This is a genomic window from Micromonospora sp. CNB394 (assembly GCF_000374985.1).
GTDB lineage: Bacteria > Actinomycetota > Actinomycetes > Mycobacteriales > Micromonosporaceae > Micromonospora > Micromonospora marina.
In genome coordinates this window covers 78,931-104,636 of the sequence record NZ_KB895827.1, presented here as the reverse complement: position 1 = coordinate 104,636, position 25,706 = coordinate 78,931, and the positions used below count along the sequence as shown (strand labels likewise).

The following is a 25,706-nucleotide window of genomic DNA, read 5'->3' as shown; positions in this document are numbered from 1 at the left end:
CGCGGGCGCGCAGCCCTCATCGGGCCGGATCGATTGACAGGGACGGAACGCGGTGGAAACATCGGGCTGATATTGGGAGCGCTCCCAGCTTCCGGTCTCCCCCACCACCCCCGAGCACGGAAGGAACATCCGTGACCCGATCCCGTCGTCGGCTCGCCGCGCTCGCGGCCACCACGCTGGCGCTCACCGGCCTCACCGCCGGCCCGGCGAGCGCCGAGGTGCCGCCGGACGCGCCCGAACAACTCCGCAACGGCGACTTCAGCGCCGGTGTCTCACCCTGGTTCTCGTACGGCACCGGCGACCTCGCGGTCGTCGACGGCCGCCTCTGCACCTCCGTGGCGGCGGGCACCGCCAACCCGTGGGACGCCGGCATCGGCCAGGACGCGGTGCCGCTGACCCAGGGCGCCGAGTACGAACTGTCCTTCGACGTCTCCGCGACCCCCGGCGCGGCCGTCAAGGCCGTGCTCCAGCTCGGCAGCGCCCCCTACACCACGTACGCCAGTGTCGACGCGACAGCCACCGGCACCGCGCAGCGCGTCACCGCCACGTTCACCTCCCCGGCCGACAACCCCACCGCCCAGCTCATCTTCCAGGTCGGCGGCAGCGCCCAGGCGCAGACGTTCTGCCTGGACGACGTGTCGCTGCGCGGCGGGGAGCCGGCGCCGCCGTACGAGCCGGACACCGGGCCCCGGGTGCGGGTGAACCAGGTCGGCTACCTGCCCGGCGGGCCCAAGCACGCCACCGTCGTCACCGAGGCCACCGAGGCGCTGCCGTGGCAGCTCAAGTCGGCCGGCGGCGCGGTAGTCGCCAGCGGGCAGACCACGCCGCGCGGCACCGACGCCGCCTCCGCGCAGAACGTGCAGACCGCCGACTTCTCCGCGTACCGCACGCCGGGCACCGGCTACACGCTGACCGTGGACGGCGAGACCAGCCACCCGTTCGACATCTCCGGCGCGCTCTACGACCGGCTGCGCGCCGACTCGCTGCAGTTCTTCTACGCCCAGCGCAGCGGTATCGCCATCGACGGCGACCTGATCGGCGAGGAGTACGCCCGCCCGGCCGGCCACCTCGGCGTCGCGCCGAACCAGGGCGACACCGACGTGCCGTGCCAGGCCGGCGTCTGCGACTACTCGCTGGACGTGCGCGGCGGCTGGTACGACGCGGGTGACCACGGCAAGTACGTCGTCAACGGCGGCATCGCCACCCACCAGCTCCTGAGCACCTTCGAGCGGACCAAGACCGCGGAGACCGCCGACGGCGGTGCCGCCCTGGGCGACTCCACGCTGCGGCTGCCCGAGCGCGGCAACGACGTGCCGGACGTGCTCGACGAGGCCCGCTGGGAGCTGGAGTTCCTGCTGCGCATGCAGGTGCCGGCCGGCAAGCCCCTGGCCGGGATGGTCCACCACAAGATCCACGACCGGAACTGGACCGGCCTGCCGCTGCAGCCCGAGGACGACCCGCAGCCGCGCGAGCTGCACGCGCCGTCCACCGCCGCCACGCTGAACCTGGCCGCCGTCGCGGCGCAGTGCCAGCGGCTGTACGCCCCGTACGACGCCGCGTTCGCCGCGCGCTGCGGCACCGCCGCGAAGACCGCGTACGCGGCGGCCAAGGCCAACCCGGCGATCTACGCCCCGGCCAGCGACAGCACCGGCGGCGGCGCGTACGACGACACGAACGTCACCGACGAGTTCTACTGGGCCGCGGCGGAGCTGTGGCTGACCACCGGCGACAAGGCGTACCTGGCCGACGTCACCGGCTCGCCGCTGCACACCGCCGACGTGTTCGCCCCGAGCGGCGCGTTCGGCTGGCAGAGCGTCGCCGCGCTGGGCCGCCTCGACCTGGCCACCGTGCCGAACACGCTGCCGGCCGCGGAGAAGACCCGCATCCGCGAGTCGATCACCGCCGCCGCCGACAGCTACCTGGCCACGATCGCCGGCCAGGCGTACGGGCTGCCCTTCCCGGGCAGCGCCGACGCGTACGTCTGGGGCAGCAACAGCAACCTGGTCAACAACGCGATCGTGCTGGCCACCGCGTTCGACCTGAGCCGGGACGCGAAGTACCGGGACGGCGCGGTGCAGGCCGCCGACTACCTGTTCGGCCGCAACGCGCTGAACATGTCGTACGTGACCGGGTGGGGCGAGCAGCACGCCCGCAACCAGCACAGCCGGATCTTCGGCCACCAGCTGAACCCGGAACTGCCGCGCCCGCCGGCCGGCTCGCTCGCCGGTGGCCCGAACGCCGCCCTGCAGGACCCGTTCGCGGCGAACCTGCTCGCCGGATGCGCGCCGATGTTCTGCTACATCGACGACATCAACTCGTACGCGACGAACGAGGTGGCGATCAACTGGAACTCGGCGCTGGCGTGGCTCGCGTCGTTCCTGGCCGACCAGGGTGACGCCGGTGCGGTGCCGGCGCCGTCCTGCGCGGTCGCCTACACCACGCACGGGAGCTGGCCGTCCGGCTTCACCACCCAGGTGACGGTGCGCAACACCGGCACGACGGCGGTGAACGGGTGGAACCTGCGCTGGGCCTTCCTCGGCGACCAGAAGGTGAGCCAGGCGTGGTCGGCGCAGCTCGGCCAGAGCGGCGCCACGGTCACCGCGAAGAACCTGTCCTGGAACGCGAAGCTGGCGCCGGGCGCGTCCACCACGTTCGGCTTCAACGGCACCGCGTCCCGCTTCCCCAACCCGGATCCGGGGCTGGTCACCCTGAACGGCAAGGCCTGCACGGTCTCCTGACCGGCTTTCCCGCTCCGACCGGGCGCCATCGCAGGACCGGGTACGGTCCTGCGATGGCGTACCTGTTCCTGCTCGGCGCGATCACCGCCGAGGTGATCGGCACCAGTCTGCTAAAGGCCACCGACGGCTTCACCCGGCTCTGGCCCACGCTCGGCCTCGCCGTGGCGTACCTGTCCGCGTTCGGGCTGCTCTCGCTCGCAGTGAAGGACATCCCGGTCGGCGTCGCGTACGCGGTCTGGTCCGGCCTCGGCACCGCCGCCATCGTGGCGATCGGCGCGGCGTTCCTGGGTGAGCCGCTGAGCGTGACGAAGGTGGTCGGGGCGGCACTCGTCATCGCCGGGGTGGTGGTGCTCAACCTCGGCGGCGCGCACTGAGCGCGGCGGGGCTCAGCCCGGCCGCCCCGCCGCGCGCAGCAGCCGGAGCTGCCCGATCTCGGCCACGTTCTTCATCAGCTCGGCGTTCACCCACGCGGCCAGGTCCGCGACGGTGAACCCCGCGTCGGCGGGCCAGGGGTACGCGGACGGCCGGTCCAGGTCGGCCTCGGTCAGCCCGTCCAGCGCGTCGGTCCACTCCGCCCGCAGCTCCCGCAGCCAGGCGACCGTGTCGTCGCCCGGCCCGGGCCACCGGATGGCGTCGCGGTCCCGGGCCGGGCGCTGCCGCACGTGGTCGGCGGCGACCGACCACCACCAGCCGACGTGCCAGGTCAGCCAGGCGATCGTGGGCACCGGCACCGGATCCGGCTCGGTGTCGGCCCAGTCGGGACGCCACCCGCCGTCCGGGTCCTGGCGCATCGTCCAGCAGAGCGCGGCCGGCTCCCAGAGGAAGTCCGCCGGCTCCAGCCGGTCGAGGTGGTATTCGGCGAGCGCCCAGGTCAGGTCGAACTGCCGGCGCAGCAGGGCGGTCACGGAGGCGGGCACCGCGCGATCGTGGCACGGCAGGCGCCCCCGGTCGACCGGTTAACGGCGCTTCTCCGGCGCACGGCGCGTCGCCTCGGCACAGAAGAGGCGTCCGTCCGACGGTATGACTCCCGGTCATATTTATGCCTCAGAGTCATACCGCTCGGAAGCTCACCCTTCTTTCGGCGGGAACTGCCGGCCGCCATCGCGCAGCCAGGCCGACGCGAGCGCCGTCCGCTACGCGTCCGGCTGCCTAGAGAATCGGCTGGACTCACGTCAGCGGGTGCGCGACCGTGACCCTCGTGAGCGGCGACGCGGAACGTCGGGTGTGGGCGGCAATGCCAGCCGGTAGCCGCGACGCGCTCGCTGCGCTCCCGGCCGCGGACCTGCGAACGCTGCTCCTCGACGTCGCCCATGACCGCGCGGCGGCCGTCCGTCCGGCGCAGGTGTTGCGGCGCTGGCGTGAGGACCGGTTCGTCCGGCCGTCGGCGGCCGACCTCCGTGCGCTGTCCCGGGTGGAGGGGCGGATCTGGTCGTTGTTGCCGTCGGATGTGGCCGGGCTGGAGTTGTCGCCGGTGGCGCCCCTCGGCACCTGCGCCGCCGTCGCGCCGGTCAGCCAGCACCGCATCGTCTCCACGGTGCGCGGCACGGAGGTGGTCAGCGACCCGACGAACGCGCGCTGGCCCAGGCACTCGGCCGGGGCCTGCTCACGCTGCTGGTGCTCAGCGGCGGTCCGGCCGGCTGGCTGGTCCTCGGCGGGGTCTTCGCCGCCGCCGGGCTGGCCGCCCCGGCGCTCGCCCGCCGGGCGATCGCGAACCGGCCGGTCCCGGAGACCCGGCCCGCCGGGGTGCCCGGGTGAGCGGCGTGTAGCAGCATGGCGGCATGACCGACCAGCAGAGCATCACCATCCGCCCGGGTGGACCCGGCGACGCCCCCACGCTCCTGCGGCTGCTCGACAGCGCCACCGCCTGGCTGGCCGAGCGCGGGCGTACCGACCAGTGGGGCACCGAGCCGGCGTCGATCGACCCGCGCCGCATCGCCCAGGCCGACGCGTGGGCGGCCGGCGACGGCCTGTACCTCGCGGAGATCGACGCGACTGTGGTGGGCGCGCTGGTGGTGGGCGCGGCGACCGAGTACGTGCCGCCGGCCACCGAGCCGGAGCTGTACGTGAACCTGCTGGTCACCGACCGGGCGTACGCGGGGCGCGGGGTCGGGGAGCGGCTGCTGGCGTACGCGGCGGAGCTGGCCCGCGAACGGGGCGTCGGCCTGCTGCGAGTGGACTGCTTCCGCAGCCCGGACCGGGCGCTCGTGCGGTTCTACGAGCGCTGTGGGTTCACCTCCACCGAGCCGTTCGTCGTGGAGCGGCCGGGCCGCCCGACGTGGACCGGGCAGGTGCTGGAGCGCCGGGTCGGCTGAGTCGGCCGGTCTCCTCCCAGCGTCGCCAGCAGGCCGAGCCGGCGGGCCAGCGCCGCACCTAAGGTCGCGATGGCCGGGAAGACCACGACCTCGAACGGAGCTTCCACGAACGACGAGCCTGGCCGCCGGCGGGCCGAAGTGTGATCAGGCGGCGGAGCGCAGCTTCGGCAGCACCTCGGCGCCGAACGCGTCGATGAACGCGCGCTGCTCCTGCCCGACGTGGTGCAGGGCGATCTGGTCGAAGCCCAGCGCCACGTACTCCTCCAGCCAGCCGGTGTGCCGGCCCAGGTCGGCGGAGACGTTCACGGTCTCGGCGACCTTTGACATCGGCACGTCGGCGCTCGCCACGTCGAAATGCTCGGGGGTCTCCAGGTCCCAGCAGATCGGCGGCGCGAACACGTTGCTGCGCCACTGCTCGTACGCGATCGCCTCGGCCTGCTCCTGCTCGGGCGCCCAGCTCACGTGCACCTGGAGGTGCAGCGGGCCGCGTCCGCCCGCGTCCCGGTAGGCGTCGATCATCCGCCGCAGGTGGTCCACGGGCGCGTTGACGGTGATCAGCCCGTCCGCCCACCCGGCGCACCAGCGCGCGGTGGCGACGCTGACGGCGGCGCCGACCAGCGCGGGCGGCTCCTCGGGCCGGGTCCACAGCTTCGCCCGGTCCACCGTGACGAGGCCGTCGTGGCTGACCTCCTCGCCGGCCAGCAGCGCCCGGATCACGTCCACGCACTCGCGCAGCCGGGCACTACGGACGTCCTTGCGCGGCCAGCCCTGGCCGGTGATGTGCTCGTTCGACGCCTCGCCGGTGCCCAGCGCGGCCCAGAACCGGCCCGGGTACATGGCGCCGAGCGTGCCGATGGCCTGCGCGATGACGGCCGGGTGGTAGCGCTGGCCGGGCGCGTTCACCACACCGAAGGACAGGTTCGTGGCCTGGAGCGCGGCGCCGAGCCAGGACCAGGCGAACCCGGACTGGCCCTGCCGCTCGCTCCACGGTGAGAAATGGTCGGAGCACATGGCCGCGTCGAACCCGGCGCGTTCGGCGTGGATCACCGCCTCCAGCAGCCGGGCCGGGTGGATCTGCTCGTGGGATGCGTGGAAGCCGAACGCCGTCATGGTCGCCACTCCTACCCACCCCGAGGGAGATGTAAGCAGGGGCCCCTTCTTAACGCCTCCGGTAGAGGAAGGGGCCCCTGTTAACACCGCTACTCGGAGTGCGCGCCGGCACCCGCGCCGGCCTCGCCCTCGCCGATCCACACGGTCTTGGTGTTGCAGAACTCGCGCATGCCGGCGGCGGACAGCTCGCGGCCGTACCCGGAGTTCTTCACACCGCCGAACGGCAGCTCCGGATAGGACGTGGTCATGCCGTTGATGAAGACGTTGCCCGCGTCCAGGTCGACGGCGAAGCGCTCCTGCTCGGCCGGGTCGTTGGTCCAGGCGTTGGAGCCGAGGCCGAAGCTGGTGCCGTTGGCGACGGCGATCGCCTCGTCGTACGAGCCGACCCGGTAGAGCCCGGCGACCGGCCCGAACACCTCCTCGGCCCACATCCGCATCTCCGGGCGCAGGTCGGTGACCACTGTCGGCGGGTAGTACCAGCCGTCCCCGGCCGGTTTCTCGCCGCCGCAGAGCACCGTGGCGCCCTGGTCCACCGCGTCGGCGACCTGGGCGTGCACCTCGTCGCGGCCGCGCTCGCTGGCCAGCGGGCCGACGTCGGTGCCGTCGTCCATCGGGTCGCCGACGCGCAGCGCCGCCATCCGGGCGGCGAACTTCTCGGCGAACGCGTCGAAGACGTCGGTGTGCACGATGAACCGCTTCGCGGCGATGCAGGACTGCCCATTGTTCTGGCAGCGGGCGGTGGTGGCGACCTCCGCGGCGGCGTCCAGGTCGGCCGAGGGCATCACCACGAACGGGTCGCTGCCGCCCAGCTCCAGCACCGTCTTCTTGATCTCCCGGCCGGCGATCTGGGCGATGGACCGGCCGGCCGGCTCGCTGCCGGTGAGCGTGGCGGCGCGGACCCGGGGGTCGCTGAGGATCCGGTCGACCGCGTCGGAGCCGACCAGCAGTGTGGTGAACGCGCCCTCGGGGAACCCGGCCCGGCGGAACAGGTCCTCCAGGTAGAGCGCGGTCTGCGGCACGTTGGAGGCGTGCTTGAGCAGGCCGGTGTTGCCGGCCATCAGGGCCGGGGCGGCGAACCGCATCACCTGCCACAGCGGGAAGTTCCACGGCATCACCGCGAGTACCGGGCCGATCGGCTGGTAGCGCACGTACGCCCGCTTCGCCTTGACCGCGGCGGCGTCGGCCGGCTCGTCGGCGAGCATCCGGGGCGCGTTCCCGGCGTAGAAGCGGCAGGCGGTCGCGCACTTGGTGACCTCCGCCTTCGCGGCGGCGTACGTCTTGCCCATCTCGGTGGTCATCAGCCGGGCCGTGTCGTCGCGCTCGGCGTCGAGCAGGTCGGCGGCGGCGGTGAGCCACCGGGCCCGCTGCGCGATGGTGGTGTCGCGCAACTGCCGGAAGGCGAGGTCGGCCCGCTCGATCGCGGCGTCGATCTGCTCGTCCGACATCGCCTCGTACGTCTTGAGCACCTGTCCGGTGGCGGGATTGGTGGTGGCGATGGGCATGTCGTACTCCTGTCACTCGAACAGCGAGTGCCGCACGCCCGGCTCCTCCCGGCGGCGCGCGGCTCGGCGGCGCTGGATCACGACCAGGTCGACCACCGCCACCACGGCGAGCAGCACGCACACGACACCCAGCCAGACGATCTCCGCGGCGAACGCGAGCACCGCGAAGACGGTCATCACGACCAGACCGAAGGTGGCGAGCGCGAGCCGCAGGTTCAGGGCGCTGTTGGCGTGGCCGACCGTGCCGCGGGCGCGGCGGGGCTGTGATCGGGTCATTCCTGCGGCCTACCCCGGCACGGGCGGGGATAACCGGCCGGGGCGGGAACACCGGTGATCCGGGACACCCCGGGGGCAGCCGCCGGATGCGCCCGGCGGGCGGGTGCGTTACATCGGTGTGCCGGTACCGGCGGAGATCCCGCGGACGGTGGAGAGGATGGCATGACCACGATGCAGGCCGTACCGGTGACCGTCGCCGTGTCCCGGCGCGCCGACCCGGCGCGTACCGACGAGGTGGTGGCGTGGATGCGGGCCGGAACGGCGCTCGCGGAGAGCTTCCCGGGCTTCCTCGGCGCCGGTTTCGTCCGCAGCGCCCGCGATTCCGGCGAGTGGCACGTGATGTACCGCTTCGCCGACGCGGACACGCTGCGCGGCTGGGAGGACTCGCCGCAGCGGCGCTGGTGGCTCGGCTCGGCGCAGGGCATCGTCGAGCACACCCGGGTGGAACGGCGCACCGGCATCGAGGGGTGGTTCGACCCGCCGGTGGACCACGTGGTCGAGACGTTCGGCGAGCCCGAGCCCGAGCCGGCCGCACCGCCGCGCTGGAAGCAGGCGGTCACGATCTGGCTGGCGTTCTTCCCGCTCAGCCTGGCCGCCACGCTGCTGACCACCCGGTTCCTCGCCGGTGTGCCGCTGGCCGGGCGGACGCTGCTGATGACGCTCGTGCTCACCCCGCTGATGACCTACCTGGTGCTGCCCCGGATCACCCGGGCGCTGCACCGCTGGCTGCACGGCCGGCCTGCGCCAACACGACAGATGTGAACGACCGGGGTCGATGCCGATAGCCGACAGAACCGCCACCGGGGCCCGGCCGGGGCATAGGGTCGACGCGCCCGTTGCCGCCGCTGGACGGGGGACCGATGAGACGCTGGATCGCCGCGCTGGCCTGCCTGGCGGCGCTCGTCGCGCTCGCCTGTGACGGCTCCGGCGAGGCGTCGCCCCGACCGTCCGGCACACCCCGCCCCGGGGAACCCCGGGTGCTGGCCGCGCTCGGCGACTCGGTCACCAGCGGCTACGGCTCCTGCCTGCTGCTGGTGAGCTGCGAACGCAACTCCTGGTCGACCGGGGACGGCCTGCGGGTGGAGAGCCTCTACCGGCGGCTGCGCGCCGACGCGCCGGGGCTACGTGCGTCCAACCGGGCGGTGCCCGGGGCCCGCGCTGCCGCGCTGGCCGGCCAGGCCCGATCGGCGGTCCGCGACCAGGCCGACCTGGTCACCGTGCTGATCGGCGCGAACGACGCCTGCCGGGGCGACGTCGGCGACATGACGCCCGTCGCGACCTTCCGCGATCAGGTCGACGCGGCCCTGGCGGTGCTGCGCGAGGGCCGGCCGAAGGCCCGGGTGCTGGTGGTCAGCATCCCGGACCTGTACCGGCTCTGGCAGGTCGGGCACACCGAACCCCGCGCCGTGCGAGCCTGGTCGCGGGGCGTCTGCCCGTCGCTGCTCGCCGACGCCACGTCGACCGCGCCCGCCGCGGTCGCCCGCCGGGCCCGCGTCAGGGACCGGATCGAGGCGTACGACGGGCAGCTGCGCGCCGCCTGCCGGGCGTACGGGTCACGCTGCCGCTGGGACGGCGGCGCGGTGCACCGCCACCGCTTCGACCTGGACCAGGTCAACTCGCTCGACTGGTTCCACCCGAACGCCGCCGGTCAGGGCCGGCTGGCCGAGGTGGCCTGGAACGCCTCCGGCTGGGCGGACTGACCGGCCGGAGCCGGCCGCCCCGGTGGAGCGGTCGGCGAGTGGCCGGTCAGGGCCGGCGCGGACCGGGTAGCTGCCGGGGGCCGGCGGCCCGATAGAGGGCTCGCGTGCGGTCGGCCAGTTCCTTCGTCGCCGACGAGTTGGCCCAGGTGCCGAGCACGATCGCCGCGCCCGGCACGACCTTGGCGAACATCCGCTTGGCGGCGCGCACCCCGGCCATCCGGGCCAGCCGGACCCCGAGCTGGAGCATCACCCGGCCCAGCGCCCGGTCACCGGCGGAGCCGAACAGCGCCCCGGCCCGCTCCCGGCCGGCGGCCACGCCGAGCGCCAGGCGGGCCGTCTCGGCGACCTTGTGCACCCGCTGGAGCACCAGCAGGTCGGTGGCCCGGTCGGGGTGTGTCGGGTCGGCGCCGTAGGCGGCCGCGACGTGCAGCACCAGCCGGGCCTGGGTCCAGGCCAGCACGCCCACGTCGATCACCGCGCCGGGCAGCCCGGCCGCGCCGGACACCGCGCCGGAGAGCCGGGCGTGGTTGACGAACTTGCGTACCGCCTGGTCGGCGAGATGCTCCGGCGGCGCGTCGGGCCGCAGCGCCCGCTCCCGGGCGGCCCACTGCGCGGCCTCCGGGCCGAGCCGGCGTACCGCCTCCAGGGCCAGGTGTTCCGGCGCGTAGTGCGGGTCGTCCCGCATCCGGTCCCACAGTTTGGCCGGTGGCGCTCCGGGCGCCTCCACCGGCGGCGGGACGGGAGCGGTGGGGACGGCGTCGGGCTCCCCGTCGACGGGGGCGGGGTCGGTCACGAAGGGCTCCGGAGGCTCGTGCGGCAGGGGGTGACGCGGGTCAGCGCCGGCGCGACTGCAGCCGGTTCGCGATCTGCCGCAACCGGGCCTGGTTCTCCGGCTTCGACATCTCACGCCGGCCGCGGTCGACCAACTGCTGGCCGCGCGGCGACCGCAGGAAGGCGGTGATTCGTTGCATCAGCGACATGAGATCCTCCATCCCGCGGTCCCCTTCATGTGTACCTGGGACCGGCAAGCCCCTGATACCCGAATCGGCCCTCCGGCAACCACCCGTCCGGTCAGCCCAGGATCTCGGCCACCACTTCGCCGGCCCGCCACTCGTGCTGGGCGTACGCGTCCGGGAACGCCGAGATCTGCACCGCCTGGGCGGCCACCGAGAGCGGGAGGTTCTGCCAGCCGGGGATCTCCGCCAGCGCGGACAGGAACGCCTTCGTCGCGTACTCGGGGTCCATCAGCTGCCCGACGGTGCCCCAGCCGCTGCTGGGACGCTGCTGGAACAGTCCGACCGAGTCGTGGTCCCAGCCGATCGCCTGGTGAGGGTAGTCCTGCGACTCGGGCAGCACGCCGCTGGCGTAGTTGAGCAGGGTGCTCTCCTGCATGGCCGTCGCCACCGCGATGACCAGGGCACGGCGCGGCATGCCCATCTCCTTGCCGGCCTGCACGATCTTCTCGGCGTTGTTCATCTGGGTGCGGTCCAGGCCGGCGACCGGGACGATCCGCCGGACCGTCTTCGTCGGCTTGGGCTCGGCGGTCGCCTTCGGGCTGGCCGTCGCGGAGGGGCTGGCGCTGGGGGTGGCGGGGGCGGTGCTCGGCCGGGCCATGGCCCGGGAGGCCCGGTCGACCACCGCGCGCTCGGCGACCTCCGCCGAGGGCGCCGGGCCGGCGGCGCGGTCCGGTGCGCCGAAGCCGGCCTGGGTGAAGCCGACCAGGCCCAGGCAGCAGGCCGCGCCGGTGGCGACCGCCAGCTTCGTCCGGCCGGGCCGGGGGTTCGTGGGTGTCCGGAAGCGGGTACGCCGGGCCAGTCCCCGGAGTGTGGCCAACCGGTCGGTGGATGGAGTATCGTCCGAACGGTCAGCCGGGCGGCCGGAGCCGAACGGGTCGTCGAGGTTGCCGTCGTTACGCATCCGACGAGGCTAGGCAGGGCAAACCGGGATCACCCAGGCCGAAAGGGTGGCCCTCACCACACTTCCGCCGATCCGAACCGGACCGCCCGCCCCAGCCCGGGACGGCGGACCACGGACCTCGGAGACCGGACCAATCACCCGGGCGACGGCACGCGAATCGAGCCGGGCAGGAACGCCCCAGACCTCCCGCTCCCGCCCGAAGATCGACTAACTCGTCCGTTCGGACGATCCGGATATGGGTCGGCGGACCAGGGCGTAGCCGAATCGTGATCATCATTCGGGCATCGGACGTGGCCGTAACGGAATGGACCACCCGCCCCGGTACGTTTGCCGAACCGGGAGGCCGCACGCTCGGCGCTCCCCGAACGCGTCGACAGGGAGGACCCCACCGGTGCTCGATCCACACGAGCTCTACGAACTCACCGACGAGCTGCCCGAGCTCGGCCAGCCGGTGCTGATCCAGGCGCTCACCGGCTTCGTCGACGCCGGCAACGCCACCCGGCTGGCCCGGGAACAGCTGCTCACCTCGCTCGACGCCCAGGTGATCGCCCGCTTCGACGTGGACCAGATGTTCGACTACCGCTCCCGCCGCCCGGTGATGACGTTCGTCGAGGACCACTGGGAGTCCTACGACGCCCCGGCGCTGGAGCTGCACCTGCTGCACGACGACGACGAGACCCCGTTCCTGCTGCTCACCGGCCCCGAGCCGGACCTGCAGTGGGAGCGTTTCGTGGCCGCCGTCGCCGGGCTCAGCGCCCGCCTCGACGTCCGGCTCACCGTCGGGCTCAACTCGATCCCGATGGCGGTGCCGCACACCCGGCCCAGCGGCGTCACCGCCCACGCCACCCGCAGGGAACTGGTCGCCGGGCACGAGCCGTGGTTGCAGAAGGTGCAGGTGCCGGCCGGCGTCGGTCACCTGCTGGAGTACCGCCTCGGCGAGCAGGGACGCGACGCCCTCGGCTTCGCCGCGCACGTGCCGCACTACGTCGCCCAGGCCGAGTACCCGGCCGCCGCCGAGGCGCTGCTGTCCGCCGTGTCCCGCAGCACCGGCCTGCTGCTGCCAGTCGAGGAGCTGCGGACCGCGGCCGAGGCGGTCCGGGTGGAGATCGACCGCCAGGTCACCCAGACCGAGGAGGCGGCGACGCTGGTGCAGGCGCTGGAGGAGCAGTACGACGCGTTCGCCCGCGGCCGGGGCGAGAAGAGCCTGCTCGCCGGCGAGACCGGGCCGCTGCCCACCGCCGACGAACTCGGCGCCGAGCTGGAACGCTTCCTCGCCGAGCAGACCCGCCCCGGCGACACCCCGGAGCGCTGAGGCGGCGGGGCGGGCGGGGATGCGGCAGGCTGGGGACATGCGCCTGGCGACCTGGAACGTGAACTCGGTGAAGGCCCGCCTGCCCCGGCTGCTCGACTGGCTGGCCACCACGAAGCCCGACGTCGTGTGCCTGCAGGAGACCAAGTGCCCCGACGGGGCGTTCCCGGTCGCCGAGGTGGGCGAGCTGGGCTACGAGGTGGCCAGCCACAGCGACGGGCGGTGGAACGGCGTCGCCGTGCTGTCCCGGGTCGGGCTGGCCGACGTGGCGGTCGGTTTCCCGGGCGAGCCCGGGTTCCCCGACCCCGAGGCCCGCGCCATCTCGGCCACCTGCGACGGGCTGCGGGTCTGGTCGGTGTACGTGCCGAACGGCCGCGCGCCGGCCGACCCGCACTACGCGTACAAGCTGGCCTGGTTCGCGGCGCTGCGCGACGCGCTCGAACCGGAGGTGGGCGGCGCGCTGCCGGTGGCCGTCTGCGGTGACTTCAACGTGGCGCCCACGGACGCGGACGTCTGGGATCCCGCACTGTTCGCCACCTCCACCCACGTCACCCCGGCCGAGCGGGCCGCCCTGGCCGCGTTGCGCGACCTGGGGCTGGAGGACGTGGTGCCCACCCCGATGAAGGGGCCGCACCCGTTCACCTACTGGGACTACCGGGCCGGGATGTTCCACCAGAACAAGGGCATGCGGATCGACCTGGTGTACGCGAGCGCGTCGTTCGCCCGCGCGGTCCGTTCGGCGTACGTGGACCGGGAGGCCCGCAAGGGCAAGGGGCCCTCGGACCACGCCCCGATCGTGGTCGACGCGGACCTGGCACCGGCTGTCGAGACGTTCTGAGGGCGGCGCTCGTTAGGGTGTACGCATGGCTGTCGTGAAGATCAACGCGATCGACGTCCCGTCCGGCGCCGGCGAGGAGCTGGAGAAGCGGTTCGCGGCCCGGGCCGGCGCGGTGGAGAACTCCCCCGGTTTCCTCGGCTTCGAACTGCTGCGTCCGGTCGCCGGAGACACCCGCTACTTCGTGTACACGCGCTGGGAAAGCGAGGAGGCGTACCAGGCGTGGGCGCAGGGCCCGTCCCGGGCCGCGCACGCCGAGGGCGGCGAACCCCGCAAGCCCGTCGCCACCGGCGCCACCCTGCTGGAGTTCGAGGTGGTCCAGCAGGTCCCCGCCAAGCCCTGACCCACCTTCCCTTTCGGTCGATCATGAACTTGGCGGCACCAGGCGTCCGTTTCGTCACCGCCAACCTCATGATCGACGGGCGCAGGGCCAGGACGCGCGGAGATCTTGGAAGATTCGCGCCCCCATAGGGGCCGTTTCCTACCAAGATCTCCCACGGACCTGGCGCTCCGGATCTCCGCGCGGCGATCATGGAGTTGGCGGTGACGAAACGGGCACCCGGGGCCGCTAACCTCATGATCGACGCGGTCAGGGCGACCCCGGGCGGGGGCGGCCGGGTGAGAGTGGTCAGCGGGTGAGGGACGCGAAGACGATCACGTTGTCCTGGTAGCCGGTCCGGCCGCCGACCCACTCGCCACCGCAGGTGATCAGGCGCAACTCGGCCGGGCCCGAGTCGCCGTAGACCCGCGCGGCCGGCAGGTTCGCCTTGTCGAAGTACTCGACGCTGTCCACCGTGAAGCTCACCACGCTGCGGTCCGCACGGGTCACCTGGATCTTGGCGCCGGGCTTGAGCGAGCGCAGCCGGTAGAACACGGCCGGGCCGCTCTTGGTGTCGACGTGACCCACGATGATCGCCCGGCCCGGGTCGCCGGGCACCGCTCCCCTGTCGTACCAGCCGGTCTGGTCGTGTTCGGTCAGCGGCGGCACGTCCACCGAACCGTCCCTCGCCTGCCCGACGGGCGTGACCGGTGCGTTGACCTTGATGGCCGGCACCGCCAGGCGTACCGGCCGGCTCGCGGGCTTCCGGACCGGCGCGGCGGCACTCGCCGGCGCCGCCCCCGCGCCCGTCCCGCTCGACCGGCTCGACTCGGTCGACGCGTCGGCGAAGTCGAACGGCCCGGCCGTGCGACCGAGCCCGGCGCCGGTGGCGAACACGCCGACCAGCACCAGCACCACTGCCAGCGGCTTCGACCAGGAGCCCCGCCCCCGGTCGCCCCTGCCCGGCGACGCCGGTGGCGGCTCGACCAGCGGCGGCCCGGCGGGCCGTGGGCGCAGGGCCGGTGGCTCGGCCGACGGCGGGTACCACGGTCGCGACGCGGCGGGTGGCGGCATCCACGGCCGCGACCCGGAGACCGGCACGGCCGACGAGCCGGTCCGGGCAGCCGGATCAGTGCCGGAAGCCGGGCCGCCACCCGGCCGCGCCCCTGACGACGGCACGACTGACGACCCCGTCCCGGCGGCAGGCCCACTTCCCGGCCGCGAGCCGGCACGGGGCGCGGCGGCCGGATCAGCCCGGGACAACCGGGCCGCCTCGGTGGACGGCGCGGTGGGAGGGCCGGTCCGGGACGGGCGGGCGGCGTCGGTGGGTGGCGCGGCGGGCGGGGGCAGGGCCAGGAACGACCGGCCGGAGCGCCGGGATCCGGCGGGCGGCGGGACGACGTGCTCGGCCATGGCGGGCCTCAGCCTCCGGCGGCGCCGCGGGCGTGCCGGCGGGACGCGGCCACGCCGAGCCCGGCGCCGACCACAGTCACCGCCAGCCCCACCGGCACCAGCAGGCCACCGAGGTCGGGACCGGCGGTGCCGCCGAAGCCGGTCGCCGGGCCGCGGCTGGGCAGATGGCTGGGCCCGTGGCTCGGCTGCCGGGTGGGCTGTCCCTGCTTCACCACCTGGAGCATGGTCGAGGCGGTCTCCCCACCGGGGCACTCCAGCTTGACCCGGTAGTTGCCGGGCCGGGTGCGCTCGTGGACCATCGGCGTGGCGGTGAGCAGGCCGCGCTGCGGCTGCACCTGGATCTTGCCGAACGCGTCCGAGGTCACGATCGCCGGTACGGTGTTGTTCCGGCAGCTCGCCCGGATGCCGACGAGGTAACCGGGCGAGACGGTGCCCGGGGTGACCTCCACGAAGATCACGTCGGCCGGGGGCTGGTCCGGCACCGGTTCGGCGGCGCGCGGCGCGGCCTGGGCGGCCACCGCACCGACCAGCGGGGCGGCGCACGCGGCGACCGCGACCAGCAGCGCCTCACGTACCCTGAACGACCCCATGACCCCTCCCGGCGTACGGGATGAATCCTCTCACCCCTGGCCGCACATCACATCCGATGCGGGCTAGGCTCGGGTCGCTGTGACCCTTCCCGACATCGCCGCCAGCCGCATCCGCACCTTCCATCCGCGTCGCGGACGGATGAGCGAGCGGCAGCGCGACGCGCTCACCCGGCTCTGGCCCGCGTACGGCCTCGAGATCGCCGCCCTCGACGGGCCGTGCGATCCGGCGGTGCTGTTCGGACGACGGGCGCCGCTGGTGCTGGAGATCGGCTCCGGCATGGGCGACGCCACCGCCGCCATGGCGGCGGCCGACCGGGACCGACACTATCTGGCGGTCGAGGTCCACACGCCGGGAATCGCCAACCTGCTCGACCTGGTGGAACGCCACGGTCTGGACAACGTGCGGGTGGCCGAGGGGGACGCGCTGGACCTGGTCCGGGCCATGCCGGAGGGCTGCCTGGACGCGGTGCACGTCTACTTCCCGGACCCGTGGCCGAAGACCCGCCACCACAAGCGGCGGATCATCGCGCCGGCGCACGTGGCGCTGCTGCGGTCCCGGCTGGCGCCGGGCGGCACGCTGCACTGCGCGACGGACTGGGCGCAGTACGCCGAGTCGATGCGCCAGACGCTCACCGCCGACCCGGAGCTGGTCGACGTGTACGGCGGCTACGCGCCCCGTCCGACGCACCGGCCGGTGACGAAGTTCGAGCGGCGCGCACTGACCGCGGGCCGGGAGGTCTTCGACCTGATCCACCGGCGGCGCTGAACCCGTTGCGCTGAACCCGGTTGGCGCGGCGTGATGTGATCCAGGCACGATGGGAGCCGCCATGACTCTCACCGCCGCGCTGCCGAAGACCGCCGATCCCGACACCCTCTACGACGCGTTCGCCTCCTGGGCGTCCGAGCGCGGCCTCGACCTCTATCCCCATCAGGAGGAGGCGGTCATCGAGATCGTCTCCGGCGCGAACGTGATCATGAATACGCCGACCGGCTCGGGCAAGAGCCTGGTGGCGATCGCGGCGCACTTCGCGGCGCTGGCCGACGACCGGACGACCTTCTACACCGCGCCGATCAAGGCGCTGGTCTCGGAGAAGTTCTTCGCGCTCTGCGAGGTCTTCGGCGCGGAGAACGTCGGCATGCTCACCGGCGACGCCAGCGTCAACGCGGACGCGCCAATCATCTGCTGCACCGCGGAGATCCTGGCCAACCTGGCGCTGCGCGAGGGCCGCCGCGCCGACGTCGGCCAGGTGATCATGGACGAGTTCCACTTCTACGCCGAGCCGGACCGGGGCTGGGCGTGGCAGGTCCCGCTGATCGAACTGCCGCAGTCCCAGTTCGTGCTGATGTCCGCCACGCTCGGCGACACCACCCGCTTCGTCGACGACCTGACCCGGCGCACCGGGCGGCCGACCGCCGTCGTCCGCTCGGCCGAGCGGCCGGTGCCGCTCCTCTTCTCGTACGCGACCACGCCGCTGCACGAGACCCTGGAGGAGCTGCTGGAGACCAAGCAGGCCCCGGTGTACGTCGTGCACTTCACCCAGGCCGCGGCGCTGGAACGGGCGCAGGCGCTGATGAGCGTGAACGTCTGCACCCGCGCGGAGAAGGACATGATCGCGAGTGCGATCGGCAACTTCCGGTTCACCTCGGGCTTCGGCAAGACGCTGTCCCGGCTGGTCCGGCACGGCATCGGCGTACACCACGCCGGCATGCTCCCGAAGTACCGCCGCCTCGTCGAGACGCTCGCCCAGGCCGGCCTGCTCAAGGTCATCTGCGGTACGGACACGCTCGGCGTCGGCATCAACGTGCCGATCCGTACGGTGCTATTCACCGGCCTCTCGAAGTACGACGGGGAGCGGACGCGCCTGCTGAAGGCCCGCGAGTTCCACCAGATCGCCGGACGGGCCGGACGGGCCGGGTTCGACACGCTGGGCCGGGTCGTGGTGCAGGCCCCCGAGCACGTGATCGAGAACTCCAAGGCACTCGCGAAGGCCGGTGACGACCCGAAGAAGCGCCGCAAGGTGGTGAAGAAGAAGCCGCCGGAGGGCTCGATCGGCTGGGGCGAGCCGACGTTCCAGCGCCTGGTCGAGGCCGAGCCGGAGCCGCTCACCTCCAGCTTCCAGGTCAGCCACTCCATGCTGCTCAACGTGATCGGCCGCCCCGGCGACGCGTTCGCCTCGATGCGGCACCTGCTCACCGACAACCACGAGGATCCGGCCGCCCAGCGCCGGCACATCCGCCGGGCCATCGCGATCTACCGGGCGCTGCGCGCCGGCGGCGTGGTCGAGGAACTGCCCGAACCGGACGAGACCGGCCGCCGGGTACGCCTCACCGTCGACCTCCAGCTCGACTTCGCGCTGAACCAGCCGCTGTCACCGCTGGCGCTGGCCACCGTCGAACTGCTCGACCGCGAGTCGCCCTCGTACGCGCTCGACGTGCTCAGCGTGATCGAGTCGATCCTGGACGACCCGCGTCAGGTGCTGTCCGCGCAGCAGTTCAAGGCCCGCGGCGAGGCGGTCGCCGCGATGAAGGCCGAGGGCATCGAGTACGAGGCGCGCCTCGAACTGCTCGACGAGGTGACCTGGCCCAAGCCGCTGGCCGAGCTGCTGGAGTCCGCGTACGAGATGTACCGGCAGGGCCACCCGTGGGTCGCCGACCATCAGCTCTCCCCCAAGTCAGTGGTCCGCGACATGTACGAGCGGGCCATGACGTTCCCCGAGTACGTCCAGTTCTACGGGCTGTCCCGGTCCGAGGGACTGGTGCTGCGGTACCTCGCCGACGCGTACAAGACGCTGCGGCAGACCGTCCCCGAGGACGCCAAGACCGAGGAACTGGTCGACCTCATCGAGTGGCTGGGCGAACTGGTCCGCCAGGTCGACTCCAGCCTGATCGACGAGTGGGAGCGGCTGCGCAACCCGTCGGACGTGGCCGAGTTGGCCGCCTCGCTGGACGACCGGCCGCCGGCGGTGACCCGCAACGCGCGGGCGTTCCGGGTGCTGGTGCGCAACGCGATGTTCCGCCGCGTCGAGCTGGCCGCGCTGCGCCGCTGGGACCTGCTCGGCGAGCTGGACGCGGGCGACGGCTGGAACGCCGACGCCTGGGCCGACGCGCTGGAGCCGTACTTCGAGTCGTACGACGCGATCGGCGTGGGGCCGGACGCACGCGGGCCGGCGCTGCTGATGATCGAGCAGGGCCGCGACAGGTGGACCGTCCGGCAGATCCTGGACGACCCGGACGGCGACCACGACTGGGGCATCAGCGCCGAGGTCGACCTGGCCGCCTCGGACGAGACCGGCGCGGCGGTGGTCCGGATCACCGACGTCGGCCAGTTGTAGTGGTGCCCGGCTGACGTACGCCGCGGGGGCGGAACCGGTCCGGTTCCGCCCCCGCGACAGTGCCGGATCAGTCGCGCGGTGCCTGGAACGCCACGCGACGACGGCGGAACAGGACGAACAGGACCGCGCCGGCCGCGAGCACGACGGTGCCGACCCCGGCGAGCGTGGCCGCTGGCGCGCCGGTGATCGGCAGGCCGCCGCCGGTGCCGCCGGTGCCGTCTCCGGAGTCACCGGTGCCCGGGCCGCCGTTGCCGACGGCGACGACGATGCGCGCGGTGTTGTTCTCCGGCTTCGACTCGGTCGAGGACGTGGCGCCGTCGACCACGATCGTGCCGTCGGTACCCGGCGTCGACTTGATCTTCAAGGTGTCCCGTCGGGTCGGCAGGCCGGCGGCGAACGGGCCGGCTATACCCCTTTCGCACCCTGGGCGATGTCAGACCCGTCGATTAGAATGTGTGTACTAATCGAGCTTCTGAACTGGGAGGATGCTCGTGACTGCGCCCACCTCCGCGACCCCTGTCACCCCCTACGCCACCCTCCTCGGATTCACCCGGTACGTCGACCGCACCGGTCCCACCAAGGCCACCTTCGTCGGCGGGCTGCGCCGGCAGCGGGCCAGCCGGCACGGCTTCAACCCGCACGGCCAGTTCGTCAAGGCCCTCAAGGCCGACGTCGCCTTCCACACCGGCGGCACCCACCTCGCGCAGGTCGCCGATCTGGTCAAGCCGCGCTGGCGTCCGCTCCACGAGGCGCTCGTGCCGGGCGCGACCCGCTGGCTGCAGTCGCTCGGCGAGCCGGCCGGCGTCGACCTGGCCCAGACCCGCGACGCGCTGGCCATGCTGGGCGACCTGCCCGTGAAGATCAACCCGCAGTTCGGCGTCCGGTACGCCGACGGCCGGGCCGAGGCGATCCGGCTGCACTTCGACGAGGCGCCGCCGAGCGAGGAGGCGACGCTCGCCACGCTGCACCTGATGGCCCGGCACATGGACGCGGTGCTGCCGCATGCCGAGCCGGTACTGGTCGACGTGCGGCGAGGCGAGGCGCACCGGATGCCCGCCGACGTCAAGCCCGAGCAGATCGAGCAGTGGCTGGCCGGTGAGGCAGCGGCGTTCCGGGCCATCTGGTCCACCGCCGCCTGACCGACCGCCGCGACCTGCCATCCGGCGAACCGGGCCGCCGCCCGGCCGACGGCCGTCCCGCTCCCCCGGGGCGGCCGTTCGCCGTCCCGGGGGAGCGGGCCGGAGCGTGACCCGAGCCGGAGCGTCACGAGGGCCGTACCTAACCCGCCGGTGTCGATGCCTGGCAGCGCCTAGCCTGAGGACATGCGATTCGACAGGCACACGGTGGTGCTCCTGGTCCGCCCGGACGACGCGCCGGACCTGCCGCAGGACGCACTCGACCGGATCCAGGACGCCCACCTGGCGCACCAGGCCGGGCTGGTGGAACAGGGCGCGGTGCTCGCGGCAGGGCCGTTCCTGGACGGCGACGACGGGCGGGTCCGCGGTTTCGTGGTGCTGTCGGTGGACCCGCAGATGGCCCGTGAGCTGTACGCGAACGACCCCGCGGTCCGGGCGGGACGGCTGGTCGCGCAGGTGAGCAGCTGGATGGTGCCGGAGGGCCAGGTCCGCTTCGAGCAGGTGCCGGTCCCCCGCTCGATGCTGGAGGCGGCGTCCGGCGACTGAGGCGGCTCAGTCCTCCGGGGCCTGCCTGCTGCCGGGCACGACCGGCGTCGGCCACACGCCGGCGCGGGCGGCCACCGGCACCTCGACCTGCTGGTCGGACCAGACGTACGTCTCGGGCAGCAGGTCGGCGACCGGGATCGCGCGCAGCCCGTCGGGCGGGCCGACGATCACCTTGATCGACGGGAAGTAGTCGAGCAGCACCTGACGGCAGCGCCCGCACGGCGGCAGGACGCCCCGGCCCCGGTCCCCCACCGCGACGATCGTCTCCAGCTCACCGGCGCCCTGGGTCGCGGCGGCGCCGAGAGCCACCACCTCGGCGCACGGGCCGCCGGTGAAGTGGTAGACGTTCACCCCGCTGAACACCCGGCCGTCGGTGCTGCGTACGGCGGCGGCGACGGTGTGGTTGTCGCTGCGGCAGCGCAGCTTCGCGACGGCGGTGGCGGCCTGCACGAGCGCCCGGTCGGTGTCCCGCATGATCATCCCCGCCCCTCGTCGGCCTCGTCCGTCGGCCTCGTCGGCGGCAACCCTATCCGGCGGGGACGGCCCGGACAGGGAGGGCACGCCCGACGCCGGTAACCCGGGGGCGGTCCGCCGCGCGGCTGCCTATCCTTGGCGACGACATGCAGAATCCAGCCGTACCCGCCGCCCCCGAGACCGCCCGCGACCTGCACCGCCGCCTCGCCCCCCTGATGTTCCGCGACCAGCGGCGGCTCCAGCGGCGGCTCGACGGCGTGCGGCGGCTGCGCGACCCGCAGCGGCGGGAGGCCGCGCTGGCCGAGATCGGGGCCGAGGTGACCCGGGCCGAGGCGCGGCTGGCGGCACGCCACGCGGCCGTGCCGGCGCTCACCTATCCGCCGCAGCTGCCGGTCAGCGAACGTAAGGACGACATCGCCGCCGCGATCCGCGACCACCAGGTGGTGATCGTGGCCGGCGAGACCGGCTCCGGCAAGACCACCCAGCTCCCCAAGATCTGCCTGGAGCTGGGGCGCGGCGTCACCGGCCTGATCGGCCACACCCAGCCCCGCCGGCTCGCCGCCCGTACGGTCGCCGACCGGATCGCCGACGAACTCGGCACGGAACTGGGCGACGTGGTCGGCTACAAGGTGCGCTTCACCGACCAGGTGGGCGACAACAGCCTGGTCAAGCTGATGACCGACGGCATCCTGCTGGCCGAGCTGCAGACCGACCGGATGCTGCGGCAGTACGACACGCTGATCATCGACGAGGCGCACGAGCGCAGCCTGAACATCGACTTCATCCTCGGCTATCTCAGGCAGCTCCTGCCCCGCCGGCCCGACCTCAAGGTGGTCATCACCTCCGCGACCATCGAGACCGACCGGTTCGCGAAGCACTTCGCCGACGCCGAGGGCAACCCGGCACCAGTGGTCGAGGTGTCCGGGCGCACCTACCCGGTGGAGGTCCGCTACCGGCCGCTGGTCGAGGTCACCGGGGCCGACGAGGAGGACGAGGCCGACGAGGAGAACGTTCGGGACCAGATCCAGGCCATCGGCGACGCGGTCGAGGAACTGGCCGCCGAGGGGCCGGGCGACATCCTGGTGTTCCTCAGTGGCGAGCGGGAAATCCGGGACACCGCCGACGCGCTGGGCAAGCTGGTGCAGTCCAAGCGCTCGCTGCTCGGCACCGAGATCCTGCCGCTGTACGCCCGGCTGTCCACCGCCGAGCAGCACCGGGTCTTCGCCGCGCACAGCAACCGCCGGGTGGTGCTGGCCACGAACGTCGCGGAGACCTCGCTGACGGTGCCCGGCATCAAGTACGTGGTGGACCCGGGCACGGCCCGGATCTCCCGCTACTCCAGCCGCCTCAAGGTCCAGCGGCTGCCGATCGAACCGGTCTCCCAGGCCAGCGCCAACCAGCGCAAGGGCCGCTGCGGGCGTACCTCGGACGGCATCTGCATCCGCCTCTACGACGAGTCGGACTTCGACTCCCGCCCCGAGTTCACCGACCCGGAGATCCTGCGGACCAACCTGGCCTCGGTCATCCTCCAGATGACCTCGATCGGGCTCGGCGACGTGGCGGCGTTCCCGTTCATCGACCCGCCGGACCGGCGCAACGTCACCGACGGCGTCAACCTGCTGCACGAGCTGGGCGCGCTCGACCCGGCCGAGACCGACCCGGCGAAGCGGCTCACCGCGCTGGGGCGGCGGCTGGCCCAGCTCCCGGTCGACCCCCGGCTGGCCCGGATGGTGCTCGAAGGCGAGCGCAACGGCTGCGCCACCGAGGTGGTCGTGATCGCCGCCGCGCTGTCCATCCAGGATCCGCGCGAACGCCCGGCCGACAAGCAGGCCCAGGCCGACCAGGCGCACGCCCGGTTCGCCGACTCCGAGTCCGACTTCGTCGCGTACCTGAACCTGTGGCGTCACCTGCGGGAGAGGCAGCGGGAACTGTCGTCCAGCGCGTTCCGCCGGATGTGCAAGGCCGAATATCTCAACTACCTCCGGGTACGCGAGTGGCAGGACATCGTCAGCCAGTTGCGCCAGGTGCTCCGTACCTCCGACAAGGGTGAGGGCCGGCGCGGCGCCGGCGCGGACCTGCCCGAGGAGATCGACACCCCGAAGGTGCACCAGTCGCTGCTGCCCGGCCTGCTGTCGCACCTCGGCCTGAAGGACGCCCAGAAGCACGAGTACCTCGGCGCGCGAGGCGCGAAGTTCGCGATCTTCCCCGGGTCAGCCCTGTTCAGGAAGCCGCCGCGCTGGGTGATGGCCGCCGAGCTGGTGGAGACGTCCCGGCTGTGGGGCCGGGTCGCCGGACGGGTCGAGCCGGAATGGGTCGAGCCCCTCGCACAGCACCTGGTCAAGCGCAGCTACAGCGAGCCGCACTGGGAGAAGAAGCAGGCCGCGGTGATGGCCTACGAGAAGGTCACGCTGTACGGCATCCCGATCGTCACCTCACGCAAGGTGAACTTCGGGCGGATCGACGCAGGTCTGAGCCGGGAGCTGTTCATCAGGCACGCCCTGGTCGAGGGCGACTGGCAGACCCACCACCAGTTCTGGCGGGGCAACCAGAAGCTGCTGACCGAGATCGAGGAGCTGGAGAACCGGGCCCGGCGCCGCGACATCCTGGTCGACGACGAGACCATCTTCGCCTTCTACGACCAGCGCATCCCCGCCGATGTGGTCTCCGGCCGGCACTTCGACACGTGGTGGAAGAAGACCCGCCGGGAGCGGCCCGAACTGCTCACCTTCACCCGCGAGCTGCTCGTCAACGACGGCCGGGGCGCTGTGGACGAGGAGGACTACCCGGACGAGTGGCGGGCCGACGGCGTGACGCTGCCGCTGACGTACACGTTCGACCCGGCCGCGCCCACCGACGGCGTCACTGTGGACATCCCGCTGCCGCTGCTCAACCAGGTGCCGGCGGAGAGCTTCGACTGGCAGGTGCCGGGGCTGCGCGAGGAGCTGGTGATCGCGCTGATCCGGTCGCTGCCCAAGCCGGTACGGCGCAACTTCGTGCCGGTGCCCGACTACGCCCGCGCCGCGCTCGCCGCGATCACCCCGGGTGAGGAGCCGCTGCTGGCGGCGCTGACCCGGCAGCTGCGCCGGATGACCGGCGTGACCGTCCCGGCGGACGCGTGGGACCTGGGCCGGTTGCCGGCGCACCTGCGGGTCACGTTCCGGGTGCTCGGCGACGACGACAAGCCGGTCGCCGAGGGCAAGGACCTGCCGGCGCTGCAACGCGAGCTGCGCCAGGAGGTACGCCAGGTCGTGGCCGCCGCCGCGCCGGACGTCGCCCGTACCGGGCTGACCGGGTGGTCGATCGGCGCGCTGCCGCGCACCATCGAGCAGGTACGCGCCGGATTCGCGGTGACCGCGTACCCGGCGCTGGTGGACGAGGGCGCGACGGTCGGGGTGAAGGTGTTCGACTCGGCCGCCGAGCAGGAGGCCGCGCACTGGGCCGGCACCCGGCGGCTGCTGCGGCTGACGCTGCCGTCACCGGCGAAGTTCCTGCAGGGGCGGCTGAGCAACGAGGCGAAGCTGGCGCTGTCCCGCAATCCGCACGGCAGCGTGCCGGAGCTGATCGAGGACGCGGCCGGCGCGGCGATCGACAAGCTGATCGGCGACGCGGGCGGTCCCGCCTGGGACGCCGAGGGCTTCGCCGCGCTGCGCGACCGGGTGCGGGCCGATCTGGTGGACACGGTCGTCGAGGTGATGGAGCGGGTACGCCGGGTGCTCGCGTCCGCGTACGCGGTGGAGCAGCGGCTCGGCGCCACCCGGAACCTCGCGGTGGTGGCCGCCCTGGCCGACATCCGCAACCAGCTCACCGGCCTGGTGCACAGGGGTTTCATCACCGAGACGGGGTACGCACGCCTGCCCGACGTGCTGCGCTACCTGACCGCGATCGAGCGCCGGATGGACCGGCTGCCCGGCAACCCGCAGCGGGACAAGCAGCAGCAGGATCGGATCGCCGTGGTGCAGAAGGAGTACCAGGACATGCTGGCCGCGCTGCCGCCGCCGCGACGCCAGGAGGCGGCGGTCCGCCAGATCCGCTGGATGATCGAGGAGCTGCGGGTGAACGTCTTCGCCCAGGCCCTGGGAACCCCCTACCCCGTCTCGGAGCAGCGCATCTACCGAGCCATGGACGACGCCGAGGCCCGCTGACCCTACGCGCCGATCTTGCACTTTGCGCCCCCGCGCAAGGGCATTCGCACCTTTC

General features: G+C 73.2%; 25 protein-coding genes. 14 read left to right on the top strand and 11 right to left on the bottom strand.

Annotation, left to right across the window (positions count from 1 at the left end; genetic code table 11):
* The first annotated feature begins 131 nt into the window (after positions 1-131).
* Both C569_RS0106250 and C569_RS0106245 read left to right on the top strand, forming a co-directional pair.
* Positions 132-2,738, top strand: a complete 2,607-nt coding sequence (locus tag C569_RS0106250; protein WP_018784937.1) for a glycoside hydrolase family 9 protein — start codon at positions 132-134, stop codon at positions 2,736-2,738.
* 53 nt (positions 2,739-2,791) lie between these two features.
* Positions 2,792-3,112 (top strand): multidrug efflux SMR transporter, encoded by a 321-nt coding sequence (locus C569_RS0106245; protein WP_018784936.1) that lies wholly within the window; start codon positions 2,792-2,794, stop codon positions 3,110-3,112.
* Positions 3,113-3,124: 12 nt separating this feature from the next.
* On the opposite strand, the gene C569_RS0106240 is transcribed toward C569_RS0106245, so the two are convergent.
* Positions 3,125-3,655, bottom strand: a complete 531-nt coding sequence (locus tag C569_RS0106240; RefSeq protein ID WP_018784935.1) for a DinB family protein — start codon at positions 3,653-3,655, stop codon at positions 3,125-3,127.
* A 697-nt stretch (positions 3,656-4,352) separates the two neighbouring features.
* On the opposite strand from C569_RS0106240, the gene C569_RS32090 reads away from it, so the two are divergent.
* A complete protein-coding gene (locus C569_RS32090) occupies positions 4,353-4,493 on the top strand; it encodes a hypothetical protein (RefSeq protein WP_018784934.1) in 141 nt (46 codons plus the stop codon).
* Between the two features lie 23 nt (positions 4,494-4,516).
* Positions 4,517-5,050, top strand: coding sequence for a GNAT family N-acetyltransferase (locus tag C569_RS0106230; RefSeq protein WP_018784933.1), 534 nt, complete (start codon positions 4,517-4,519; stop codon positions 5,048-5,050).
* Positions 5,051-5,194: 144 nt separating this feature from the next.
* Here the strand turns inward: C569_RS0106230 and C569_RS0106225 are convergent, their stop codons facing one another.
* The 3 genes from C569_RS0106225 to C569_RS0106215 form a co-directional block, all read right to left on the bottom strand.
* Positions 5,195-6,160, bottom strand: a complete 966-nt coding sequence (locus C569_RS0106225) for a TIGR03885 family FMN-dependent LLM class oxidoreductase (protein WP_026267770.1) — start codon at positions 6,158-6,160, stop codon at positions 5,195-5,197.
* 89 nt (positions 6,161-6,249) lie between these two features.
* Entirely contained in the window at positions 6,250-7,662 is a 1,413-nt protein-coding gene (locus tag C569_RS0106220) for an NADP-dependent succinic semialdehyde dehydrogenase (protein ID WP_018784931.1), read from the bottom strand.
* Positions 7,663-7,674: 12 nt separating this feature from the next.
* Positions 7,675-7,938 carry a DUF6343 family protein gene (locus tag C569_RS0106215; RefSeq protein WP_018784930.1) on the bottom strand — a complete coding sequence of 88 codons (264 nt, stop codon included), beginning with the start codon at positions 7,936-7,938 and terminating at the stop codon, positions 7,675-7,677.
* A gap of 162 nt (positions 7,939-8,100) precedes the next feature.
* Here C569_RS0106215 and C569_RS0106210 point away from each other — a divergent pair, with 162 nt between their 5' ends.
* Both C569_RS0106210 and C569_RS0106205 read left to right on the top strand, forming a co-directional pair.
* Positions 8,101-8,700: an antibiotic biosynthesis monooxygenase gene (locus C569_RS0106210; RefSeq protein WP_018784929.1), complete on the top strand. Its 600-nt coding sequence runs from the start codon at positions 8,101-8,103 to the stop codon at positions 8,698-8,700.
* 98 nt (positions 8,701-8,798) lie between these two features.
* Complete coding sequence (locus tag C569_RS0106205; protein WP_018784928.1) at positions 8,799-9,638, top strand: GDSL-type esterase/lipase family protein; 840 nt, start codon at positions 8,799-8,801, stop codon at positions 9,636-9,638.
* A gap of 46 nt (positions 9,639-9,684) precedes the next feature.
* Here the strand turns inward: C569_RS0106205 and C569_RS0106200 are convergent, their stop codons facing one another.
* The 3 genes from C569_RS0106200 to C569_RS0106190 form a co-directional block, all read right to left on the bottom strand.
* Positions 9,685-10,431 carry an EcsC family protein gene (locus tag C569_RS0106200; RefSeq protein ID WP_018784927.1) on the bottom strand — a complete coding sequence of 249 codons (747 nt, stop codon included), beginning with the start codon at positions 10,429-10,431 and terminating at the stop codon, positions 9,685-9,687.
* Positions 10,432-10,471: 40 nt separating this feature from the next.
* On the bottom strand, positions 10,472-10,609 hold the full coding sequence (locus C569_RS33055) for a hypothetical protein (RefSeq protein ID WP_167361535.1): 138 nt from the start codon (positions 10,607-10,609) through the stop codon (positions 10,472-10,474).
* 100 nt (positions 10,610-10,709) lie between these two features.
* Positions 10,710-11,555: a hypothetical protein gene (locus C569_RS0106190; protein ID WP_018784925.1), complete on the bottom strand. Its 846-nt coding sequence runs from the start codon at positions 11,553-11,555 to the stop codon at positions 10,710-10,712.
* Between the two features lie 391 nt (positions 11,556-11,946).
* Between C569_RS0106190 and C569_RS0106185 the strand changes: the two genes are divergently transcribed.
* The 3 genes from C569_RS0106185 to C569_RS0106175 are packed head-to-tail and all read left to right on the top strand — an operon-like array spanning position 11,947 to position 14,042.
* On the top strand, positions 11,947-12,867 hold the full coding sequence (locus C569_RS0106185) for a proteasome assembly chaperone family protein (RefSeq protein WP_018784924.1): 921 nt from the start codon (positions 11,947-11,949) through the stop codon (positions 12,865-12,867).
* A 37-nt stretch (positions 12,868-12,904) separates the two neighbouring features.
* Entirely contained in the window at positions 12,905-13,702 is a 798-nt protein-coding gene (locus tag C569_RS0106180) for an exodeoxyribonuclease III (protein ID WP_018784923.1), read from the top strand.
* Between the two features lie 25 nt (positions 13,703-13,727).
* Positions 13,728-14,042, top strand: coding sequence for an antibiotic biosynthesis monooxygenase (locus C569_RS0106175; protein ID WP_018784922.1), 315 nt, complete (start codon positions 13,728-13,730; stop codon positions 14,040-14,042).
* A gap of 285 nt (positions 14,043-14,327) precedes the next feature.
* Here the strand turns inward: C569_RS0106175 and C569_RS33615 are convergent, their stop codons facing one another.
* Both C569_RS33615 and C569_RS0106165 read right to left on the bottom strand, forming a co-directional pair.
* Positions 14,328-15,008: a class F sortase gene (locus tag C569_RS33615; RefSeq protein WP_196806688.1), complete on the bottom strand. Its 681-nt coding sequence runs from the start codon at positions 15,006-15,008 to the stop codon at positions 14,328-14,330.
* A 431-nt stretch (positions 15,009-15,439) separates the two neighbouring features.
* Positions 15,440-16,021: a hypothetical protein gene (locus tag C569_RS0106165; RefSeq protein WP_018784920.1), complete on the bottom strand. Its 582-nt coding sequence runs from the start codon at positions 16,019-16,021 to the stop codon at positions 15,440-15,442.
* Between the two features lie 139 nt (positions 16,022-16,160).
* Between C569_RS0106165 and trmB the strand changes: the two genes are divergently transcribed.
* Both trmB and C569_RS0106155 read left to right on the top strand, forming a co-directional pair.
* Entirely contained in the window at positions 16,161-16,787 is a 627-nt protein-coding gene (gene trmB / locus C569_RS0106160) for a tRNA (guanosine(46)-N7)-methyltransferase TrmB (protein WP_231394732.1), read from the top strand.
* A 61-nt stretch (positions 16,788-16,848) separates the two neighbouring features.
* Positions 16,849-19,353 (top strand): RNA helicase, encoded by a 2,505-nt coding sequence (locus C569_RS0106155; RefSeq protein ID WP_018784918.1) that lies wholly within the window; start codon positions 16,849-16,851, stop codon positions 19,351-19,353.
* A gap of 67 nt (positions 19,354-19,420) precedes the next feature.
* Here the strand turns inward: C569_RS0106155 and C569_RS0106150 are convergent, their stop codons facing one another.
* A complete protein-coding gene (locus C569_RS0106150; protein WP_026267768.1) occupies positions 19,421-19,717 on the bottom strand; it encodes an LPXTG cell wall anchor domain-containing protein in 297 nt (98 codons plus the stop codon).
* 127 nt (positions 19,718-19,844) lie between these two features.
* Between C569_RS0106150 and C569_RS0106145 the strand changes: the two genes are divergently transcribed.
* Together C569_RS0106145 and C569_RS0106140 are read left to right on the top strand one after the other, a co-directional pair.
* Positions 19,845-20,492: a hypothetical protein gene (locus C569_RS0106145; RefSeq protein ID WP_026267767.1), complete on the top strand. Its 648-nt coding sequence runs from the start codon at positions 19,845-19,847 to the stop codon at positions 20,490-20,492.
* Positions 20,493-20,675: 183 nt separating this feature from the next.
* Positions 20,676-21,035 (top strand): YciI family protein, encoded by a 360-nt coding sequence (locus C569_RS0106140; protein ID WP_018784916.1) that lies wholly within the window; start codon positions 20,676-20,678, stop codon positions 21,033-21,035.
* A gap of 6 nt (positions 21,036-21,041) precedes the next feature.
* On the opposite strand, the gene C569_RS0106135 is transcribed toward C569_RS0106140, so the two are convergent.
* Positions 21,042-21,515, bottom strand: a complete 474-nt coding sequence (locus C569_RS0106135) for a cytidine deaminase (protein ID WP_018784915.1) — start codon at positions 21,513-21,515, stop codon at positions 21,042-21,044.
* Positions 21,516-21,655: 140 nt separating this feature from the next.
* Here C569_RS0106135 and hrpA point away from each other — a divergent pair, with 140 nt between their 5' ends.
* Positions 21,656-25,651: an ATP-dependent RNA helicase HrpA gene (gene hrpA / locus C569_RS0106130; RefSeq protein ID WP_018784914.1), complete on the top strand. Its 3,996-nt coding sequence runs from the start codon at positions 21,656-21,658 to the stop codon at positions 25,649-25,651.
* Positions 25,652-25,706: the final 55 nt, after the last annotated feature.

Excerpts from the sequence above, each read along its gene's own strand:
- C569_RS0106245 (WP_018784936.1), top strand. The coding sequence starts at position 2,792 with ATGGCGTACCTGTTCCTGCTCGGCGCGATCACCGCCGAGGTGATCGGC.
- C569_RS0106230 (WP_018784933.1), top strand. The coding sequence starts at position 4,517 with ATGACCGACCAGCAGAGCATCACCATCCGCCCGGGTGGACCCGGCGAC.
- C569_RS0106225 (WP_026267770.1), bottom strand. The coding sequence starts at position 6,160 with ATGACGGCGTTCGGCTTCCACGCATCCCACGAGCAGATCCACCCGGCC.
- C569_RS0106220 (WP_018784931.1), bottom strand. The coding sequence starts at position 7,662 with ATGCCCATCGCCACCACCAATCCCGCCACCGGACAGGTGCTCAAGACG.
- C569_RS0106215 (WP_018784930.1), bottom strand. The coding sequence starts at position 7,938 with ATGACCCGATCACAGCCCCGCCGCGCCCGCGGCACGGTCGGCCACGCC.
- C569_RS0106210 (WP_018784929.1), top strand. The coding sequence starts at position 8,101 with ATGACCACGATGCAGGCCGTACCGGTGACCGTCGCCGTGTCCCGGCGC.
- C569_RS0106205 (WP_018784928.1), top strand. The coding sequence starts at position 8,799 with ATGAGACGCTGGATCGCCGCGCTGGCCTGCCTGGCGGCGCTCGTCGCG.
- C569_RS33055 (WP_167361535.1), bottom strand. The coding sequence starts at position 10,609 with ATGCAACGAATCACCGCCTTCCTGCGGTCGCCGCGCGGCCAGCAGTTG.
- C569_RS0106190 (WP_018784925.1), bottom strand. The coding sequence starts at position 11,555 with ATGCGTAACGACGGCAACCTCGACGACCCGTTCGGCTCCGGCCGCCCG.
- C569_RS0106180 (WP_018784923.1), top strand. The coding sequence starts at position 12,905 with ATGCGCCTGGCGACCTGGAACGTGAACTCGGTGAAGGCCCGCCTGCCC.
- C569_RS0106175 (WP_018784922.1), top strand. The coding sequence starts at position 13,728 with ATGGCTGTCGTGAAGATCAACGCGATCGACGTCCCGTCCGGCGCCGGC.
- C569_RS0106165 (WP_018784920.1), bottom strand. The coding sequence starts at position 16,021 with ATGGGGTCGTTCAGGGTACGTGAGGCGCTGCTGGTCGCGGTCGCCGCG.
- trmB (WP_231394732.1), top strand. The coding sequence starts at position 16,161 with ATGAGCGAGCGGCAGCGCGACGCGCTCACCCGGCTCTGGCCCGCGTAC.
- C569_RS0106155 (WP_018784918.1), top strand. The coding sequence starts at position 16,849 with ATGACTCTCACCGCCGCGCTGCCGAAGACCGCCGATCCCGACACCCTC.
- C569_RS0106140 (WP_018784916.1), top strand. The coding sequence starts at position 20,676 with ATGCGATTCGACAGGCACACGGTGGTGCTCCTGGTCCGCCCGGACGAC.
- C569_RS0106135 (WP_018784915.1), bottom strand. The coding sequence starts at position 21,515 with ATGATCATGCGGGACACCGACCGGGCGCTCGTGCAGGCCGCCACCGCC.
- hrpA (WP_018784914.1), top strand. The coding sequence starts at position 21,656 with ATGCAGAATCCAGCCGTACCCGCCGCCCCCGAGACCGCCCGCGACCTG.